The sequence below is a fragment of the Arthrobacter sp. zg-Y820 genome (genome assembly GCF_030142155.1).
GTDB lineage: Bacteria > Actinomycetota > Actinomycetes > Actinomycetales > Micrococcaceae > Arthrobacter_B.
Map to the genome: position 1 here is coordinate 452464 of NZ_CP126247.1, position 15765 is coordinate 468228.

Here is a 15765-nt window from a genome sequence, read left to right on the forward strand (position 1 = left end):
CCCGCGCAGGACGTAGCTGCCCAATAGGCTTAGCGGTCCCCGCGCAGCCTGTCGATCTCGCGGCGGTCCTTCTTGGTGGGGCGCCCCGCGCCCCGGTCCCGCAGGGGAACGCCCAGGGCAGGGCCCACGGGCCGCGGCGGCGTGTGATCGGTAAAGCAGTGGGAGGCTGGCTCGGCCCCAACCCGCTTGGCGATCAGCTGGCGGACTTCCAGAATTCTTTCGAAACCCGGCTGGCGTACCCGGATGGTGTCTCCCGGCTGCACCGGCTGGGCGGCCTTGGCCGGGTTGCCGTTGAGCCGGACATGGCCGGCCCGGCAGGCGGCAGTGGCGGCGGACCTGGTCTTGTAGGCCCTGATGGCCCACAACCAGGCATCCACGCGGACGGATTTTGAGGTGCTGGCTGGAATGGTCATGGCGCTAACGATTCTGTCATGGCGCCGTGTGCTTTTGCTGGTGGTTCATCTCTTCAGTCCTTTACCGGTTGTCCCGAAGGCGATCCGCGTCCGCTTGGGCGCGCAGCTCCTCGGCGGTGGGGACGGAGCCCGGAATCGGATTACGGTCGGGCCGCGGTCCCGCGGCGGATTCCAGCATCCGGCGCAGCTCGTTCGGGGTGTAGGGATCAGGCACCCCGCGGTGAGCTATTGCATGACAGTTGGGACACAGCGGCAGCAGGTCCGCCACGGGATCCAGCGTGTAGTCAGGGGTGATGGAGGCCGGCGGAACGATGTGATGGACCTGCACGAAGGAGGCACCGGGTGGCCCGTAGATCTGTTCCATCGACAAGCCGCAGGCTGAGCACGACGTGCCGTGGAACGCGACGCACTGCCGCACGGCGTCGGGGTCGTGTTCGTAGCGGTTGACGGCGACTTGGCGCAGGCTGTCCTGGGGGAGGCTCCCCGGAAGGGGAATTGTCGGGTCCGCCGCTCCCAGCCACTCCTGCGGAACAGGTCGTGAGCGCAGGAACGCGGTCCAAGTCGAACGCAGCGGTGCTTCGGCCTGGGGCGGCACGACGGTGCCCGTGCTGCGGACGGCATTCCAGTTCAGCTCCGGGACGCTGGCCGGCAGTTCGTCCGCGGACAGGGCATCCCCCGGTGGCAGGAGCAGGTCAAAGACGATGCCCGCGAGGAGCCCCAGCCTGGCCGGCAGCGCCGCGCCGGGCTGGGGCGCGGAGGCAACCACGCCGTGTCCCAGCAGCCCTCGGCCGTGCCGGCCCTGAGCGAACAGCCACACGTCTGTTCCGGGATCCAGCCGCTGTCCGCGCCCCACACGCCACCTGGTGCCAAAAAGTCCGGTGCGGTGCACGGTGGAGGCCGCCATCCGGTAGTCCGTACGTCCTGGCCCTGCGCCAAACGCTGTGGCAGGGTTCCAGCCCAGTACGACGGCTGCCATAAAAACTCCTTGTTTGTTGTTCTGCGTGCGGCTCGGATGATGAGGATCCTGGGTGGACGAACGCTCTCGGCCGGCAGGACGCCCCAGCAGGCGGTCCTCAGTTGATGCGTGCTTCCCGGCCCTCCCATTCCAGCGACCGCAGTTCATTCTTGCGGATTTTTCCGGTGGATGTCTTGGGCAGGTCAATGATGAACTCCACTGACCGCGGTGCCTTGTAGGAAGCGATCTGGGACTTTACATGGGACAGGAGGTCCTCCTCGGTGACCATCCGGCCCGGTGCGAGGACCACGAAAGCCTTGGGCCGCTCGCCCCAGCGGTCATCCGGAACGCCGATCACTGCCACGTCGGCGACGGCGGGATGGCTGGCCAGTGCCTGTTCCACTTCGATGGTGGAGATGTTCTCACCGCCGGAGACCACCACATCCTTGGAACGGTCCAGCAGCTGGACATAACCGTCGGCGTGCATGACGCCGAGATCCCCTGTGCGGAACCAGCCGCCGCGGAAGGCATCGGCGGTTCCGGCGTCGTCACGGTAATAGCCTTTCATCACTGAATTTCCGCGCATGACAATCTCGCCCATTTCCACGCCGTCGTCCGCCACATCAATCAGGTCTCCGGAGGCCCCGACCTCGTCGCGGACCACGCGCAGCCGGTCCGAGGTCAGCATGCCCACACCCTGCCGCGCCATGTTCCGGGCCAAGGCATCGCCGTCGAGCTCCGCCCAAGCTGCCTGCGGTTCGCAGACCGCGTACGGACCATAGGACTCGGTAAGCCCGTAGACATGCACCACCGTGGCCCGGAGCTGGTGGATCTTGGTGATGATGGTGGGGCTGGGCGGCGCCCCGGCAGTCACAATGGTCAGCGGGTGCGCCAACTCATGAGCCTCCGCGGCCGTGGCGATGGCGCTGAGGACCGTTGGGGCACCGGCCAGGTGGTCCACGCCGCAGGAGTCGATCAACCGCCAGATCTCCGGGCCGCGGACCGCGCGCAGGCAGACATGGGTTCCGGAAGCTGCGGTCAGTGCCCACGTGGTGCACCAGCCGTTGCAATGGAACATCGGCAGGGTCCAGAGATAAACGGTGTCTGCGCCGAACCCCTGGTGATGCAGCTCGCCGAGCGAATTCAGGTACGCGCCGCGGTGCGTGTACATCACGCCCTTGGGCCGCCCGGTGGTGCCGGAGGTGTAGTTCAGCGTGATGACTGTGTTTTCGTCCGCGACTTCCCAGGGGAGCGGGCTGTCGGTGCCGCGGTCGAGGAAATCAGCGTACGACGTCGTGCCCTCCACCGTGTCGGCGGCGCCGTCCTGGAGGGGGACGGAAAAAATCTCCTCGACCGTGTTCAGTTCGGGCGAGCCCAAGCCGAGCAGCAGGTCCGGATCCCCGAACAGCAAAGTGGCGCCGGAATGGTTGCAGATATAGGCGACCTCGGGCGGAGACAACCGGGTGTTCAGCGGAACGAGGACACCTCCGGCCAGGGGCACGGCGTAGTGGGCTATCAGCAGCTCGGCGGAGTTCGTGCCGAGAAACGCGGCCCGGCCTCCCGGCTGGAGGCCCGAGGCCAGCAGGGCGTGCGCGGTGCGGGTTACTGCTTCCGCAAACTCCCGGTAGGTCAGGCGGCGGGTGCCGTCTATTACCGCTGTCTTTGTCGGGTGGACCTGCGCCGCGCGTTCGAGGAAGCGAAGCGGTGTCAAAGCGGTATCCAAGCCTGGCATTGTTCTCCTTTGAGGCGGTTAATCGCCTCCAACGCTACAGGGTTTTTGAGGCTTGGATCACACATTGTGCCTAGCGGGGCTGGTAGGTTAGGCAGTCCGCCAGCTCGGAACCGGGGCCGACTTTGACATCGTGGGCATTGCACATGAGGTGGTCGTTATGCCGGCACTCGCTCCGCAGGCAGGCTCCGACCGATGCAAGAACCTTGGGCAGGCCTCCGGTTTCAGCCGTGTCGATGAAGGTGGAGCAGCTCGCGTGGTCGGGGGTGCCGCCGACTGTGATGGCGTAAGCGGTGCAGCCGTCGTGGTTGAAATCGCAGCTGTGGACGGCGCAATCGCTGACGGGCGCTACATGATCAGTCATGATTCCTCCAGAGGGAGTTATGTCTGTCGAATTTCGAACGTACCACCGTTGTCCGCCGATAATTAGGGCGAATATGTTGCACGTATTTCCGGATGTCTGCCACGCCGCAGCGCACGTCGGGGGAGGCGTGCCGAGGGGTGCTGAAGGCTCCCCGGGCGGGCTGATTCGACCCCTCCTTCGACGACTCGTCCATGCTGTTCTGATGGGCCTCTTCGGTGGCACTGTTCGGTGGCACTGTTCGGTGGGCGTCGTCGGGGAAGCATGTCGGTGAGGCATCCGTTCTGCCCGGTTTGTCTGGGATGTATGAGTTGCCCCTGCACGAGCGGGTATCCAGTCTTCGCAGCCAGTAGTTGCCAGCAAAAGTGGGGTATTTGTGAGTCCTGAAAAGGGCCCGTTTTGGCCTGTTTTGGGGTGGTTTTGGCGCTTCTGGAACCGGGAATGTCAGTGCCGGGTGAAAGTCTGAAGTCATGGATCAGAACGGATCTTCGACCGGGACTCCCGGCACTGGACATGGGCAGGCTGCAAACTCCAGCCTGTCGGTTTTCCTTGCCGAGCCGGGCGTTGTCGGAACTGATCCAGCTGTCAGTGACGGAGCTGAAGTTCAAGGATCCGGTGGCTCTCTGGCCCCTGCCTCCTCTGATAATTCCGTCCATCCTGTCCATTCCCCGGGGCCGTCCGACACCGGTTACCGGGACGGGTTGACCGGGTTCCTGGCCCTGCAGAACGTGGAGTCCCTGACCGAGGCTGAAGTCGGTGGGGCCTTGTTGCGATTGGATCATTTGATCCGGTGGGCGCAGGCGCAGCAGGCTCGGGTCCTGTCCCGGCTGCAGACCGTTTACGAGGACGAGACGCTATCCGTTACCGGGTTGCGGGACGCGGAGATGGCGTTCAGCCTCGCCGCGGAGGAAGCCGCAACCATTCTGGGAGTGCCCACCGGTAGCGGAAAGGCGTTGATGAGTCAGGCCGGTGATCTCTGCACCAGGAACACGGCCACGCTGCAGGCGTTGGAGTCCGGGCAGATCAGTTACGGTCACGTCGAGATCCTGGTGGAGCAGTGTGTGGGCGTGGTGTCGGGCGAGCTGCCCGGGTTCGAGGCGGAGTTGCTGGGTCTGGCGGCGGGTCAGACCAGAACCCAGTTCCGGGTGAAGGCTCACCGGCTGCGGGAGCAGTACTATCCGGAGACCATCGTGCAGCGGCAGTTGACGGCGTTTGAGCAGCGGACGGTGTGGGTGCGTCCGGAGCCGGACGGGATGTCCTGGCTTTCGGCGTTGCTGCCTGCCGAGAAAGCCCAAGCCATTTTTACTCAGCTCAGTGTTGCGGCCCGGGGTGAGCAGGCCGCCGGGGACACACGCACGGTGGATCAGTTGCGCACGGACATCCTCGCGGATCTGTTGGGCGGCCACGAGCATGAGTGCGGGGACGAGTGCAGCAACGGTGGTGGTGCGGGTGCCGGGGGTAAGAAGGGTAAGGGCCGTCGTAAGGGATCCGGCTCCGGCAGGGGCGCCAGCGGCGAAGGTAAGGGTTCGGGCACCGGCAAGCGTTCTGGCCCAGATGCCGGCTCCGGCCAGGGATCAGGTTCTGATACTGGTTCCGGCAAGGGCTCCGGCAAGGGGTCCGGGTCCTGCCGTATTGGCCATGGTCCCAGGGCTCGGACGGAGATCCTGGTGCTGATCAACGCCGAAACCCTCTTCGGAGCCGATGACCAGCCAGCCGAACTGAACGGATACGGGCCCATCAGTCCCGAAACGGCCCGGAGGATGGCCCGCGAGGCCATGAAATGGACACCGGTGGAACGCGACCCGGACACCGAAGAGATCCTGCGCGTGGGAAAACGGCGGAAGGTTCCCGACGGATTGAAACGGGTCCTGCGGGTGCGGGACGGGACCTGCCGGTTCCCGGGGTGCCGGACCAATGCGGTGATTTCCGAGATCGATCACACCAAACCGTGGGCGCAGGGCGGGCCGACTGATCATGACAATTTGGAGCATTTGTGCCGGCGGCATCACATGTTCAAATCCGAAGGGTTCTGGAAAGCCAGGCAGCCTCGTCCCGGGGTGATTGAGTGGACCTCGCCGGGCGGCAGGTGTTACCGGACGGAACCGCAACTGAGCCTGTCCCGGGAAACCTGTAGCGATGACGGCGGCCAATTGCGCCCGGACATCACCGCGAATAGCGGTCAGGCGAATGGCGGAGGCAACGCGGCGGGCATTGGTCCATCACGGGCCAATGATGCCGGCGGACCAAGCGCTCCAAGTGCTCCCGGCGGACCAAGCGCTCCAGATGATCCGGACGACTACGGAGACGACCCGCCGCCCTTCTAGGGCGAACTGATTCATCGAGATTCGGAAGGGCTCGCAGCTGGAACCAGATGCAGCAGGGCTGGGGGCCAGCTGCAGCAGGACAGGGCTGGCGGCTGGAGCCGTACAGGGCTCCAGACCTGGAGCCCGGCCTCTCTGGAGCTAGCCCAAACCCTCCAGCTTGGCCTGGGCTTTCTCCACGGCCCGTCGGGCCGCACGCGCTGTGCGGCGGGCACTATCGCGTGCCCGTTCGAGGGTGCCCGCACGGCGGTCGACGGCAGCCACTTCACGCTCGAGATCTCGGATCCGCTCACGCAGTTCGTCAATTTCGTCTGTCAGCTCGTCGCGGCGGTCGTCAACAGCATCGACCTCATCTTGGGCCGCCTTCAGAGCGTCCTCAGCCTGCGCTGCGTCCCGCTCTGCATCCGCCAATGATGTCCGCGCCGCGCGAAGTGCGCGGGCTGCCGCAGCTTTTTCCTTCCTCGCCTGCACGGCAGAACCTTTACCGGCCCCACCCTCAGCACCTTCCCCATCCCCGGCCCCAGAGCCGCGAGCACCGGTTCCGGTTGTGGATGGTTGCCGCGGCGTTCCGCCGGCAGTCAGCTGCCGAACCGAGGAGGGGTCCGCAACGGCGCCCTCCAGCTGCACCGGTTCCCAGCCATTGGCTTCCAGCGCCCGAACTAGCTGACCGCTGGCTGCCGCGGCGGCAGCATCGGCATCGGTCATCGCGGCCCAGAGTGTTTGTTCCACTTCCGCGCCCACTGCGGCACTGACCGGACGCCCCAATTCTTCGGCGAGACTCCGGGCTTCCCGCGCGGCAGACCGGAGCAGGCGTTGGCGCTCACCACTGAGCTGGCGCAGCTGCTGCTGATCCATATCGGTTTGCGCTTCCCGCAGGACGGCGCCCAGTTCGAGGACCTCGGAGACCAGCTCCGGACGATGCAGGGTCAGCATGTTGACCAGCCACGCACCGGCAGAGGGTTTCGGCAGGGTGCGTAGGGCTTTACCCAATTCCTTGTCCCCGCCTTTGGTCGCAGCGGCTGCGCGCTGGTTGCGGGCTTCCGTGAAGGCATCGGGCATGAGGGCATACAGCTCCGCTACGGTCTCTGCCTTGTCCGCCATCCCGCTCCGCTCATCTTTCCGTGGTTACCTTCCCGCGCTCACCTTCCATGGCTCCCCATTCAAGGCTCCCCATTGCAGGACTCCACAACCTTAGGGCTCATCAAAACGAGCTCACAGCATTTGAGCCAGCCGGCCCCACACCACTATGGCTGCCATCACCAGAAGGATAGCCGGGAGGACAGCGGCCTGGCGCTGTTCCCGGCGCAGATGCATCGCTACGGCCAAGGCCATGAGGACCACCAGGCCTGCGGCAGCGGCGGTGGTCAGGATGGGCGTCCAGCCCAGGAATCCGGGAAGCAAGAGGAACACGCCCGCGGTTAGCTCCACTGCACCAAGGGCGCGGATGGCGGCCACCGGATAACCGTCTGTCCACGGCAATTTCCTCAAGTGCCTGGCGGGGCGCGTCAGCCGCTGCCCGCCAATTCCCATGAACATGATGGCCAGAACGATCTGCAGAATCCAGAGAAAAAGGGACATGGGGGAGCGGTGTTCTTTCGGCCGGACGAACTGACATTCCAGTCAAGCACGGTTGGCTGGTGAAGACGAGGGCAACGGCCAGCACGACGGCGGAGCCGCTGATTCCCGGAGTGGAGGCCGCAGTCCGCGGATCAGCTGTGCAGGTCCGCGGGAACCGAAGTGCTGGAGCGGACCACGAACTCGGTGGGGTAGAAACGCTGAGTCCAGTCTGCTTCGAGCGGCTCCTGCTGGAGGAGGGAAAGGACGGCGGCGACGGCGGCAGCTCCCTGGCCCCGCGGATCCTGGCTGATGGTGGTCAGCCCAAAGACCTCCCCGAGCTCATGCCCGTCAATGCCGATCACCGACAGGTCCTCCGGAACACGCAGTCCCAGACTCTTGGCCGCAAGGATGGTGCCGATGGCGATCTCGTCCGAGGCGCAAAAAATGCCAGTGGGCCGGCCCGGAGCGGCCAGGAGAGTCTTGGCGGCGTGAACTCCGCTGCCCACGGAAAAGTCGGGGCTGTTGATGTGCACGCATTTCAGACCGGCACGGCCCATGGCCTGTTCGTAACCGTCCCGGCGCGTGCTGCCCATCCGAAAATCGCGCTCGAGCTCTTCGCCACCTCCAATGTGGGCAATTCGGGTATGACCGAGAGCAATGAGGTGCTCGGTGGCGAGCGCCGAGATGTTGGCCTCGTCCACGCGGATGGTGTGGGTCTGCGGCAGGGGACCGCCGATGGCGACAATGGGCTTGCCGACGGCGTGCAGTTGGGACAGCTCCTCGTCGGTGAGTTTCAGCGCCACCGCTATGACGGCGTCGAGCCGTTTGCGGCGCAGCATCTCGGTCAGCACACTCTCGCGGTGTCCGGGGCTGTCGCCGGTGTTGTAAAGCGTGAGGTCATAGCCCGCATCGATGAGTGCAGCGGCAGCGCCTTCGAGGACCTGGGAGAAATACCAGCGGCCGACGGTGGGCATGACAATTCCAATGTTGCGGCTGCGGCCGGAAGCCAGCGACGACGCGTTGTAGGAAATGACAAAGCCCAGCTCGTCGGCTGCGGCCTGAACCTTGCGGCGGGTGGCCTCGGAGACCTTTCCGTTGCCGCTGAAGGCACGGGAGACCGTGGCTGAAGAGACACCGGCGCGCGCGGCCACCTCTTTGATCCCTGCCACGATTTGTCCTCGATTCAGCAACTGCATGACGCAGATGTGCGATTCAGTACCTGCACTGTTCAGAAGGCTTATGGGCTGCCGCACCCTGACAGCAGCAGCGCCCAGCTGAGGCACCGGACCCGGAAGCCCGGTGCCTTTTCCGCATTTAGCTTAGCCGGAGCCAGACAGCGTGGTTGGGGAGCAGGAAACCGTCAGCCGCGGCACCGGCTTCGCTGGTCACCAGAACCTCCCCGGAGGGCAGGGACATCGGTTCGGTGCCCATGTTCAGCACAGTCAGGACGGTGCCGTTCAGGAAGGCGACGACGGCGTCCGGATCGACGTCGGGCCACCAGGCCAGCGAACCGGCACCGAGGGCATATTCCCGACGTACGGCCAGCGCGCTGCGGTACAGGTTCAGCGTCGAGTTCGGATCCTCGCGCTGGACATCGCGGGCCAGCGACGCCCAGTCGGCAGGCTGGGGCAGCCAAGCCGAACCGGTGCTGCTGAAGCCGAAGCTGTCAGCCGCGGAGTACCAGGGCAGGGGAATCCGGCAGCCGTCACGTCCCAGGCGGGCGCCGCCGGTGCGGTGATAGGTGGGATCCTGGCGGAAGTCGTGCGGCATGGTGGTGTGGTCCGGCAGTCCCAATTCCTCCCCCTGATAGAGGTAGACGCCGCCGGGCAGGGCCAGCATCAGCAAGGTGGCAGCTCGTGCCCGGGAGAGTCCCAGGGTGTGGTTGGGCTGCGGGTCCTCCGGCCCCAGACCGTCGCCCGGGCGTTCCTGCTGGTCCTCGAGACCAAAGCGCGTGGCATGGCGCACGACGTCGTGGTTTGAAAGCACCCAGGTGGTGGGCGCCCCCACCTTGTCGAAGGCTTCCAACGACGACGAGATGACGTGGCGCAGCGCCCCGGCGTGCCAGGGGTGGTGCAGATAGGCAAAGTTGAAGGTCTGGTGCATCTCATCCGGGCGGACCCAGTCCGAGAGGCGGTCCAGCGGATCGATGGTGGCTTCGGCGCACAGCACGCGGTCGCCGTCGTAGCTGTCCAGCAGCCGCCGCCAGGACCGGTAGATGTCGTGGACTTCCGCCTGGCCGAACATCGGAGCCTCGTATCCGGGGAAACCCTCCGAGGAACCGCCGTCGGCACGGCCGCCCCAATCGGGCAGCCCGGACTTCTTGACCAGGGCATGGGCAACATCCACGCGGAAACCGCCGACGCCGCGGTCCAGCCAGAAGCGCAGCACGCGTTCGAACTCCGCACGCACCGCCGGGTTGTCCCAGTTGAAGTCCGGCTGGCTGGAGTCGAACAGGTGCAGGTACCACTGGCCGGCCGTTCCATCGGTGTTGGTGGTCCGGGTCCAGGCTGATCCGCCGAAGTGCGACTGCCAGTTGTTGGGCGGAAGGACGCCGTTTTCGCCGGCCCCGTCACGGAAGATGAACATGTCCCGCTCAGGCGAGTCCGCCGGCGAGTGAAGGGCGGCCTGGAAGAGGGCGTGTTCGCTGGAGCAGTGGTTGGGAACGAGGTCCACAATGATCCGGATGCCGTGCCCGGAGGCCTTCGCAACGAGGGCATCAAAGTCCTCGAGGGTGCCGAACAGCGGATCGACGGCGCAGTAGTCAGCGACGTCGTAGCCGGCGTCGTTCTGCGGTGAGGTGTAGAACGGGGAGAGCCACAGGGCATCGATGTCGAGCTCGGCCAGGGAGGACATCTCAGCAGTGATGCCGGGCAGGTCGCCCACGCCGTTTCCGCTGAGATCGCGGAACGAGCGCGGATACACCTGGTAAATCACCGAGGAACGCCACCACTGGCGATCGTGTTCGCTGGAGGCTGCGTGCAGAGGGACAAGGGACGGGCCGGTCTCTGCGCCGGTGCCGGAAATTAAGTGGCTGAGCATGGGTGCCATCCTAGGGGCATCTCCGGCTCAGAATGAAAACGCTTGCACGCAGGTTGCGGCTTTCCCAGCGACGGTAGTTTCCGTCCAGCCGGGGAAGCTGAGCGGGCAATGTGCCTCTGACGTGGGAAGGTTAGTGTGATCTGAGTCTGTGATTGGACGCACACCGTGTACGCGCTTACACTTTCTCCATACTTAGGTCCCCGATGGAGAGTTCCCCTGCTCCTGACCCTTCCGGTGCAGCAGCACAGGAGGCTCGGGCACCAGCCTGAGAATGTCGGACACCATTGAAAAAACTAGGAGAGGTTCACCAATGAAGGTGCACACCACGGGTACGACGGCGCCTCGCCGCCGCGCCCTCGCTCTCGGGGCCGTTTCGGTCACCGCAGCCCTTGTCCTGAGTGCCTGTGGGGGCGGCGACGCCGCTGACAACGCAGACTCCACCGATCTCGCCAGCGCCGGCGCCACCACCCTCACAATGTGGGTCGATGCCGAACGTTCACCGGCACTGACCGAGGTCACGGCCCAGTTCAAGGAAGACACCGGCATCGAGATCAAGCTGGTCACGAAGGACTTCGAGCAGGTTTCCGATGACTTCATCACCCAGGTTCCCACCGGCAAGGGCCCGGACCTGATCGTCGGGCCGCACGACTGGCTGGGCAAGTTTGTGCTCAACGGCGTCGTCGCCCCGATCGAACTGGGCGACAAGGCAGCCGACTTCCAGGAATCTGCCGTCTCGGCAATGACCTATGAAGGCAGCACCTACGGCGTTCCGTACTCCATCGAGAACATCGGCCTGCTGCGCAACACGGACCTGGTTCCGGAACCGGCAACCACCATGGACGAGGTCATCGCCAACGGCCAGGACGCCGTCGCCACCAAGGGAGCCGAATTCCCGTTCCTAGTGGGCATGGATCCCAAGCAGGGCGATCCCTACCACCTCTACCCGCTGCAGACCTCGATGGGTGTTCCGGTCTTCGGCACCGATGAGGACGGCGGCTACGACGCCACCAAGCTGGAGCTGGGCAGCGAAAACGGCGCGGCCTTTGCCGCCAAGCTGAAGGAATGGGGCGAAAGCGGCGCCGGAATCCTGAATTCCAACATCTCAGCGGACATCGCCAAGGAGAAGTTCAACGCCGGAGCCTCCCCGTACTTCCTCACCGGCCCGTGGAACGTGCCGCTGGCCGAGGAAGCCGGCATCAACGTCGCCGTCGACCCGCTGCCCACCACCGGCGACCAGCCCGCGCAGCCCTTTGTGGGCGTGAACGGGTTCTTCATCAGCTCCAAGAGCCAGAACTCCCTCGCTGCCACCGAATTTGCCTTGAACTACCTGACCACCGAGGCCGTGCAGGACGCCATGTTCGAGGGCGGCGGACGGCCGCCGGCCCTCACCGCCTCCTTCGACAAGGCAGCTGCGGACCCGATCGTCGCCGCCTTCGGCGAAATCGGAGCCAACGGCGTTCCGATGCCGGCCATTCCGGAAATGGAAGCCGTTTGGGCGGACTGGGGCGGCACCGAGCTGGCACTCATCAAGGGCCAGGGCGATCCCGCTGAATCCTGGGCCACCATGGTCAGCAACATCGAAGCCAAGATCGCCAAGTAGTCCGGTATCAGCCGGTCTGGTCAGACACGGAATAGCCGGGGCCTGACACGACGTCGACACAGGTACGGCACGAGATAGACACAGCACCGGCCGCACAGCCGATGCAAGATACGCGGGCCGGGACACTGCAGTTTTAGGAGCAGTGTCCCGGCCCGAACCGGTTCAAGGAGAACCCCGATGGTTGATCAGCTGGACACCCCCGTCCGCTCAGACATTCCCGCACCAAAAACGAAACCCCGGCGCAGCCCGGACTCTACGGCTGGCCTGCTGGCCAAAATCCTGCTTCTGGGCCTGACGGATGCGTTTGCCGTTTACGTCCTGATGGCCCTGTTCATGAACGAGAAATGGACCATCCTGGCAGTAGCCACGGCCGTGACCGTGCTGATCAACTGGATTTACCTGCGCCGCGGCGGCCTGCCGGCCAAGTATCTGGCCCCCGGTGTCCTGTTCCTGCTCGTCTTTCAGGTCTTCGTGGTGGTCTACAGCGGCTACATCGCGTTCACCAACTACGGTGACGGGCACAACAGCACCAAGGACGATGCCATCTCGTCCATCTCCATGAGCGCGCAGAAGCGCATTCCGGATTCCCCCGCCTACCAGGTGTCTGTGGTGGAAAAGGGCGATGTCCTGTCGCTGCTGGTCACCGATCCCGACGGTGGCGTGCGGATCGGCACCACCGGCGAACCGCTGGCCGATGTCGACGGCGCCGAACTCGGCAGCACCGGCAAGGCCGTGGGCGCCGAGGGCTACCGCACACTGACCTTCAACGAACTGCTCGGCGCGCAGCAGGAAATCACCGCCATCCAGGTTCCCCTCGGTGAAGACCTCGATGAGGGCATCCTGCAGACGGCCGACGGCTCCAATGCGTACGTCTTCAAACCGGTGCTGGTCTACGACGAAGCGGCGGACACCTTCACCGACACCGAGTCCGGAGCCGTCTACACCGACGGCGGTGAAGGTTCCTTCATAACGGCCGACGGCGAACGCCTCGCCACGGGCTGGAAGGTGGGTGTCGGGTTCGAGAACTTTGAGCGTGCGTTCACCGATCCTGACCTGCGCGGACCGCTCGTCAGCGTTATTCTCTGGACCTTTGCGTTTGCGCTCGGATCGGTGCTGCTGTGCTTCGGACTGGGCCTGTTCCTTGCGCTCACGTTCAACCATCCGAACCTGCGCGGCAAAAAGATCTACCGCACCGTGATGATCCTGCCGTATGCCTTCCCCGCCTTCCTCGCCGGGCTGGTCTGGTCCGGGATGCTCAACCAGGAATTCGGCTTCATCAACGCCTCCCTGTTCGGCGGAGCCGATATTCCGTGGCTGACCGATCCGTGGCTGGCGAAGTTCAGCGTGCTGCTGGTGAACACGTGGCTGGGGTTCCCCTACATGTTCCTGGTCTGCACCGGAGCCCTGCAGTCCCTCCCGGAAGACGTCAACGAGGCCGCCCGGATGGACGGCGCCTCCGCGTGGCGGATCTTCCGCTCGATCAAGCTGCCGCTGCTGCTGGTCTCCACTGCACCGCTGCTGATCTCCACCTTTGCCTTCAACTTCAACAACTTCAACGTGATCTTCATGCTCACCGGCGGCGGGCCCCGGTTCTCCGATACCAACATGGACATCGGCGCCACCGACCTGCTGATCACGCTGGTCTACAAGGTGGCGTTCGGCCAGGGGTCCGGGCGTGACTACGGGCTGGCCAGTGCGCTCGCCGTCATCATCTTCATCATCGTGGCAGTCATTTCAGCGGTCAGCTTTCGGCAGACCAAGGCGCTGGAGGAAGTGAACTCATGAGCAATTCGACTCTGACCCCGGCACTCAAAACCGTCCCAACGGCTCCGGCACCCCGCAGGAAGTTCGCCGTCTGGTTCCGCGACAAGGGCTGGCGGCATCTGGTGGGCCTGGTCATGGGAGTTTTCGCGCTCTTTCCCCTGGCCTATGTGCTCTCCGCCGCGCTCAGCCCCACTGGCACGCTGGTCTCCGCGAGCGGGCTGTTCGGCACAATCGAGTTCGACAACTTCGTGAACCTCTTCTCGGACCCCCAGAAACCGTTCGCCAAGTGGTTTGTGAACACCCTTGTCGTCGGGTTGATCACCAGTGCCGGCACCGTGTTCCTCGGCGCCTTGGCCGCGTACTCCTTCTCCCGGATGCGTTTTACGGGCCGCCGTTTCGGACTGATGAGCCTGATGCTCCTGCAGATGTTTCCGCAGATGCTCGGCGTCGTCGCCATCTTCCTGCTGCTCAGCGGCATCTCCGACGTCGTGCCTTGGCTGGGCCTGGGCAGCCAGACCGGACTGATCATGGTCTATCTCGGCGGAGCCTTGGGTGTGAACACCTATCTGATGTACGGATTCTTCAACACCGTGCCGAAGTCCCTGGACGAGGCGGCCCGCATCGACGGTGCCAGCCACATCCAGATTTTCTTCACCATCATCCTGCGGCTGGTCACCCCCATCCTCGCCATTGTGGGGCTGCTGTCCTTCATCACGGCAACCGGCGAATTCCTGATCGCCTCCATTGTCCTGAATGATCCGGACACCCAGACGCTGGCAGTGGGCCTCTATTCCTTCGTCGGAGACAGCCAGTCCCGCACCTGGGGCGTCTTCTCCGCGGGTGCCGTCCTGGCCGCCCTGCCGGTGATGGTGCTGTTCCTGTTCCTGCAGCGCTTCATCTCCTCCGGGTTGGTTGCCGGAGCCGTGAAGGGCTAGAAGCCAGCCACGTGCCGGGGCGTGTAGTCCTGTTCCAGCTCCTCGAGATCCTCCGGCGAGAGCCGAAGGTCCAAGGCAGCCACGGCATCATCCAGATGGTCGACGGCGGAGGCGCCCAGCACCGGTGCCGTCACCGTCGGGTGGGTCAGAACCCAGGCCAGGGCCACCTGGGCACGCGGCACGCCGTGGCGTTGGGCCACCCGGAGGCCGGCGTCGGCAATGGCACTGTTGGGCACGTCCTGGCCTGAGTAGAGGGAGTGGCCCAGTTCGTCCTGCTGCTGGCGCCGGCTCACCCGGTCCCAGCCACGGGCCAGCCGGCCCCGGGCCAGGGGCGAATACGCCAGCACTCCGGTGCCGGTGGCTTCGCACAGGGGAATCATCTCGCGTTCCTCCTCGCGGTACACGAGGTTGTAATGCGCCTGCATGGTCACAAACGGTGACCAGCCGTTGGCATGCTGCAGTGTCAGCGCCCGGGCAAACTGCCAGGCGTACATGGTGGAAGCCCCCAGATACCTGACCTTGCCGGCCCGGACCAGCCCGTCCAGTGTTTCCAGGACCTCCTCCAGCGGGGTTGAGCCGTCCCACCGGTGGACCTGGTACAGGTCGATGTAGTCAGTGCCCAGGCGCCGCAGGCTTTCGTCCACCTGCCAGAGGATGTGCTTGCGGGAGAGCCCCCATCCGTTGGGGCCGGGTGCCATTTCGCCACGGACCTTGGTGGCGATCACCACCTCTTCCCGCTTGGCGTAGTTCACCAGGGCCGCGCCCGTGATCGCCTCGCTGTCCCCGGCGGAGTACACATTGGCGGTGTCGAAAAAATTGATGCCCAGGTCCAGGGCGCGGCGCAGGATCGGCCGTGACTCGGGTCCGGGCAGTGTCCACCCGTGGTTTCCGCGGCCGGGGTCGCCGAACGTCATGCACCCCAGACCGACGGCCGACACAATGGCTCCCGAGCTTCCCAGCTTTACGTATCTCATGTCGGTCATTGCGGCCTTTGCGTTCGGAAAGAATTCGCGGCGGCGGAGGCAAGCACCGGCACCGTACGGCGATGCTACCGCTGCGGCGGTACCCGGTACAGGGATGTCGCACCGTGG

The 15765-nt window shown here is 65.0% G+C and carries 13 protein-coding genes; 4 read left to right on the forward strand and 9 right to left on the reverse strand.

Annotation, left to right across the window (positions count from 1 at the left end; all coding sequences use genetic code 11):
• Positions 1-29 precede the first annotated feature (29 nt).
• From QNO08_RS02115 to QNO08_RS02130, 4 genes are all read right to left on the reverse strand, one after another.
• Positions 30-413 (reverse strand): RNA-binding S4 domain-containing protein, encoded by a 384-nt coding sequence (locus QNO08_RS02115; RefSeq protein ID WP_229968430.1) that lies wholly within the window; start codon positions 411-413, stop codon positions 30-32.
• Positions 414-474: 61 nt separating this feature from the next.
• Positions 475-1389, reverse strand: a complete 915-nt coding sequence (locus tag QNO08_RS02120) for an HNH endonuclease (protein WP_229968432.1) — start codon at positions 1387-1389, stop codon at positions 475-477.
• Positions 1390-1486: 97 nt separating this feature from the next.
• A complete protein-coding gene (locus tag QNO08_RS02125; protein WP_229968434.1) occupies positions 1487-3100 on the reverse strand; it encodes an AMP-binding protein in 1614 nt (537 codons plus the stop codon).
• A gap of 70 nt (positions 3101-3170) precedes the next feature.
• Positions 3171-3461 carry a DUF1540 domain-containing protein gene (locus QNO08_RS02130; RefSeq protein WP_229968436.1) on the reverse strand — a complete coding sequence of 97 codons (291 nt, stop codon included), beginning with the start codon at positions 3459-3461 and terminating at the stop codon, positions 3171-3173.
• A gap of 698 nt (positions 3462-4159) precedes the next feature.
• Between QNO08_RS02130 and QNO08_RS02135 the strand changes: the two genes are divergently transcribed.
• On the forward strand, positions 4160-5782 hold the full coding sequence (locus tag QNO08_RS02135) for an HNH endonuclease signature motif containing protein (RefSeq protein WP_229968438.1): 1623 nt from the start codon (positions 4160-4162) through the stop codon (positions 5780-5782).
• A gap of 138 nt (positions 5783-5920) precedes the next feature.
• Here QNO08_RS02135 and QNO08_RS02140 read toward each other — a convergent pair whose 3' ends face one another.
• From QNO08_RS02140 to QNO08_RS02155, 4 genes are all read right to left on the reverse strand, one after another.
• Entirely contained in the window at positions 5921-6880 is a 960-nt protein-coding gene (locus tag QNO08_RS02140; protein WP_229968440.1) for a hypothetical protein, read from the reverse strand.
• Positions 6881-6991: 111 nt separating this feature from the next.
• Entirely contained in the window at positions 6992-7357 is a 366-nt protein-coding gene (locus QNO08_RS02145; protein WP_229968441.1) for a DoxX family protein, read from the reverse strand.
• Between the two features lie 131 nt (positions 7358-7488).
• Entirely contained in the window at positions 7489-8505 is a 1017-nt protein-coding gene (locus tag QNO08_RS02150; protein ID WP_229968443.1) for a LacI family DNA-binding transcriptional regulator, read from the reverse strand.
• 145 nt (positions 8506-8650) lie between these two features.
• Positions 8651-10375: a glycoside hydrolase family 13 protein gene (locus QNO08_RS02155; protein ID WP_229968445.1), complete on the reverse strand. Its 1725-nt coding sequence runs from the start codon at positions 10373-10375 to the stop codon at positions 8651-8653.
• Positions 10376-10685: 310 nt separating this feature from the next.
• Here QNO08_RS02155 and QNO08_RS02160 point away from each other — a divergent pair, with 310 nt between their 5' ends.
• The 3 genes from QNO08_RS02160 to QNO08_RS02170 all read left to right on the forward strand — a co-directional run bounded on the left by QNO08_RS02160 (position 10686) and on the right by QNO08_RS02170 (position 14674).
• Complete coding sequence (locus tag QNO08_RS02160; RefSeq protein ID WP_229968447.1) at positions 10686-11975, forward strand: sugar ABC transporter substrate-binding protein; 1290 nt, start codon at positions 10686-10688, stop codon at positions 11973-11975.
• A gap of 177 nt (positions 11976-12152) precedes the next feature.
• Complete coding sequence (locus QNO08_RS02165) at positions 12153-13760, forward strand: ABC transporter permease subunit (RefSeq protein ID WP_229968449.1); 1608 nt, start codon at positions 12153-12155, stop codon at positions 13758-13760.
• Positions 13757-14674 carry a sugar ABC transporter permease gene (locus tag QNO08_RS02170; RefSeq protein ID WP_229968451.1) on the forward strand — a complete coding sequence of 306 codons (918 nt, stop codon included), beginning with the start codon at positions 13757-13759 and terminating at the stop codon, positions 14672-14674. Before QNO08_RS02165 ends, QNO08_RS02170 begins: the two co-directional genes overlap by 4 nt.
• Here QNO08_RS02170 and QNO08_RS02175 read toward each other — a convergent pair.
• On the reverse strand, positions 14671-15648 hold the full coding sequence (locus QNO08_RS02175) for an aldo/keto reductase (RefSeq protein WP_229968453.1): 978 nt from the start codon (positions 15646-15648) through the stop codon (positions 14671-14673). The two genes, QNO08_RS02170 and QNO08_RS02175, sit on opposite strands and share 4 nt — an antisense overlap.
• Positions 15649-15765: the final 117 nt, after the last annotated feature.

What these genes read in the sequence shown, in the direction of transcription:
- QNO08_RS02115 (WP_229968430.1), bottom strand. Translation starts at nt 413, where the DNA reads ATGACCATTCCAGCCAGCACCTCAAAATCCGTCCGCGTGGATGCCTGG.
- QNO08_RS02120 (WP_229968432.1), bottom strand. Translation starts at nt 1,389, where the DNA reads ATGGCAGCCGTCGTACTGGGCTGGAACCCTGCCACAGCGTTTGGCGCA.
- QNO08_RS02125 (WP_229968434.1), bottom strand. Translation starts at nt 3,100, where the DNA reads ATGCCAGGCTTGGATACCGCTTTGACACCGCTTCGCTTCCTCGAACGC.
- QNO08_RS02130 (WP_229968436.1), bottom strand. Translation starts at nt 3,461, where the DNA reads ATGACTGATCATGTAGCGCCCGTCAGCGATTGCGCCGTCCACAGCTGC.
- QNO08_RS02140 (WP_229968440.1), bottom strand. Translation starts at nt 6,880, where the DNA reads ATGGCGGACAAGGCAGAGACCGTAGCGGAGCTGTATGCCCTCATGCCC.
- QNO08_RS02145 (WP_229968441.1), bottom strand. Translation starts at nt 7,357, where the DNA reads ATGTCCCTTTTTCTCTGGATTCTGCAGATCGTTCTGGCCATCATGTTC.
- QNO08_RS02155 (WP_229968445.1), bottom strand. Translation starts at nt 10,375, where the DNA reads ATGCTCAGCCACTTAATTTCCGGCACCGGCGCAGAGACCGGCCCGTCC.
- QNO08_RS02160 (WP_229968447.1), top strand. Translation starts at nt 10,686, where the DNA reads ATGAAGGTGCACACCACGGGTACGACGGCGCCTCGCCGCCGCGCCCTC.
- QNO08_RS02165 (WP_229968449.1), top strand. Translation starts at nt 12,153, where the DNA reads ATGGTTGATCAGCTGGACACCCCCGTCCGCTCAGACATTCCCGCACCA.
- QNO08_RS02170 (WP_229968451.1), top strand. Translation starts at nt 13,757, where the DNA reads ATGAGCAATTCGACTCTGACCCCGGCACTCAAAACCGTCCCAACGGCT.
- QNO08_RS02175 (WP_229968453.1), bottom strand. Translation starts at nt 15,648, where the DNA reads ATGAGATACGTAAAGCTGGGAAGCTCGGGAGCCATTGTGTCGGCCGTC.